This window comes from Vreelandella rituensis, from assembly GCF_003336665.1.
GTDB lineage: Bacteria > Pseudomonadota > Gammaproteobacteria > Pseudomonadales > Halomonadaceae > Vreelandella > Vreelandella rituensis.
The window spans coordinates 1-2872 of record NZ_QPIJ01000125.1 but is presented as its reverse complement, the minus strand read 5'-3'; the positions used below and the strand labels follow the sequence as shown (position 1 = coordinate 2872).

The 2872-nt window shown below is 59.0% G+C and carries 3 protein-coding genes; all 3 read left to right on the top strand.

What is annotated here, in order from left to right; translation table 11 throughout:
* On the top strand, positions 1-809 hold an 809-nt coding region (locus DU506_RS20930), incomplete at its 5' end, for a histidine kinase (RefSeq protein WP_235825873.1).
* 301 nt (positions 810-1110) lie between these two features.
* Entirely contained in the window at positions 1111-1794 is a 684-nt protein-coding gene (gene narL / locus DU506_RS20920) for a two-component system response regulator NarL (RefSeq protein ID WP_114488758.1), read from the top strand.
* Between the two features lie 299 nt (positions 1795-2093).
* A partial coding sequence (locus DU506_RS20915) for an MFS transporter (protein WP_479715042.1) occupies positions 2094-2872 on the top strand: 779 nt, incomplete at its 3' end.

The following is a 2872-nucleotide window of genomic DNA, read 5'->3' as shown; positions in this document are numbered from 1 at the left end:
TGGAAATCTGGTATCCACAAAAGCAGCTCGCCGACAGTACCCGGCGCTTGCTGACCGTACTGGCGGACCAGTTGGCCACTGCGGTATATTTGCAACGCCGTATCGAGGAGCAACAGCAGGTAACGCTGATCAACGAGCGCACCACCATCGCCCGGGAGCTTCACGACTCCCTGGCGCAGTCACTGTCATATCTCAAGATGCAGGTGGCGCGCCTGGAGCGTATGCAGGAGAAGGAGGTTCCACGGGAAGTCCAGAGCGCGGTCTTCGATGAATTGCGCACCGGTCTCAACAGTGCCTACCGCCAGTTGCGCGAGCTACTCACCACGTTCCGCCTCAAACTGGATGCTCCCGGCCTGCACTCGGCGCTGCGCCAGACCACCGGCGAATTCGCCGACCGCATGGGGGTGCCAGTGGAACTCTTCTATGAGGTGCCGCCTTATCTGCTGAACCCGAACGAGGAAATTCACGTCTTGCAGATCGTTCGAGAGGCGCTGGCCAATACCCATAAACACGCCCGCGCGCATTGGGCCGCCGTCACCGTGCGTTTCGCGCATGCGCGGCTATGGGTGAGCGTTGAAGATGACGGCATTGGCCTGATTGATGACCGCTCTCCGCCCCTGCATTATGGCCTGGTCATCATGCGTGACCGGGCCGAGACCCTGGGCGGAGAACTACGCATCGGCAACCGCCAGGCGGGAGGGGTCAAGATCGAGTTCGAGTTCACCCCCATTACCGCTCGTTTGATTCAACAACAGCCTGATGTGCAAGACGCTTTCGCCTCTCAACCTGGAACGGGAACATCGTCATGACGCTGGCACTACAGTCGTAAATTCTACAAACGCTTAATCTCTGTGCTTCTTCATTGCTTTTCATGCTCCCACGCAAGTCAGTACTGGAAGATCGAGCAGGGTTTTCAGACAGCCAAGGGAGAATACGGACTGGATGACTATGAGGTGCGGCGCTGGGAAAGCTGGTATCGCCACATTGAAGCGGCANGGCGGGAGGGGTCAAGATCGAGTTCGAGTTCACCCCCATTACCGCTCGTTTGATTCAACAACAGCCTGATGTGCAAGACGCTTTCGCCTCTCAACCTGGAACGGGAACATCGTCATGACGCTAACGCCAGCCACAGAGCCAACCACCACCGAGCCGCCCGCCACCCTGTTGATCATCGACGATCACCCCCTATTGCGTCGTGGGGTCGCCCAATTGCTCGAACTGGAAGATGATCTCGAACTGGTCGGCGAAACCGGCAAACCTGAAGAAGGCATTGAACTGGCACTCAAGTTCGAACCCGATGTCGTATTGCTCGACTTGAATATGCCGGGCATGAATGGGCTGGAAGTTCTGCGCCGCCTGCGCGACGCCGACTACAGCGGGCGTGTGGTGATGTTTACCGTCTCCGATCATGAGGATGATGTGGTCGCCGCCCTGCGCACCGGTGCAGATGGCTACCTGCTCAAGGACATGGAACCCGAGGACATGGTGCGCCAACTTCGCCAGGCCGCACTCGGGCGCATGGTGATCAGCGACAGCTTGACCGCCTTGCTCGCCGAAGCCTTGCGCAATCAGCGTACCGCCCCCGCGACGCCCGATATTCACAGCCTCACCCAGCGCGAACGCGAAATCCTCCGCGAGCTTGCAGGGGGGCTTTCGAACAAGCTGATCGCGCGCAAACTGGATATCAGCGAAGGTACCGTCAAGGTTCACGTCAAGCATCTGCTCAAGAAGCTCAATCTGCGTTCACGCGTCGAAGCGGCGGTATGGGCGGTTCAGGAAAACCTCGATCGCTGAACACCCTCACCTGCCTTGACCGCCCGGCTGAACCGGTTCTTGGTGGTTACCTCCAAAAAGCCCAGGCGCCGCCAATCCCATTCGACCGCCCCTACCTACTTCGCCACACCCTCTGAAAAATCAATAACCTAGCACACTACCCCTTATAACTCGAAATGGGTAGGCCACTGTTTTTGCAACCATTTCCTCCCATTTCGCCGTTTGATCGCGGGGCGTATCTTGTTCTCCATCAATAATGAATCGCTCGCTATCGCATGGCGTCACCGGCACCGGCAAGCGGTCAATCAGGGGGGATGGAGATGGCTAATACCAACATCGATGATCAAGGCTTGGACAACAAGCCTCGATTGAATGGCGACCTGCATGAGTGGGAGGTCGAAGACGATACCTTCTGGCGACGCCAAGGCAAGCGCATTGCCACCCGCAACCTGTGGATCTCGATTCCCAGCCTGCTGATGGGCTTCGCTGTCTGGCTGATGTGGGGCATGATCACCACCCAGATGCAGAACCTGGGGTTTCCCTTTTCGGTTAACCAGCTGTTCACCCTGACCGCCCTGGCCGGGCTTGCCGGCGCCACGCTGCGTATCCCGGCGTCCTTCATGATCCGCATTGCCGGTGGGCGCAACACCATCTTCCTGACCACGGCGCTGCTGATGATCCCGGCGGCGGGCACCGGCTTCGCCTTGCGGAACCCGGACACCCCGTTCTGGGTCTTCCAGGCCCTGGCATTGCTCTCCGGCATCGGCGGCGGCAACTTCGCCTGCTCGATGAGCAACATCTCCACGTTCTTCCCGAAAAAGCAGCAGGGGTATGCCCTGGGCATGAACGCCGGCCTGGGCAACTTCGGCGTCACCACCATGCAGATCCTGATTCCGCTGGTCATGACCGTGGGCATTTTCGGCGCCATCGCCGGCGCGCCCATGGAACTGCAAAGTTCCAGCGGCACCTTGATCGGTCGCATCGAAGCGGGCACCGAGACCTGGATTCAAAACGCCGGTTTCATCTGGCTGGTATTTCTGGTTCCGCTGGCCTTTCTGGGCTGGTTCGGGATGAACAACCTGCGCCCCATCACCCCCAA

What these genes read in the sequence shown, in the direction of transcription:
- narL (WP_114488758.1), top strand. Translation starts at nt 1,111, where the DNA reads ATGACGCTAACGCCAGCCACAGAGCCAACCACCACCGAGCCGCCCGCC.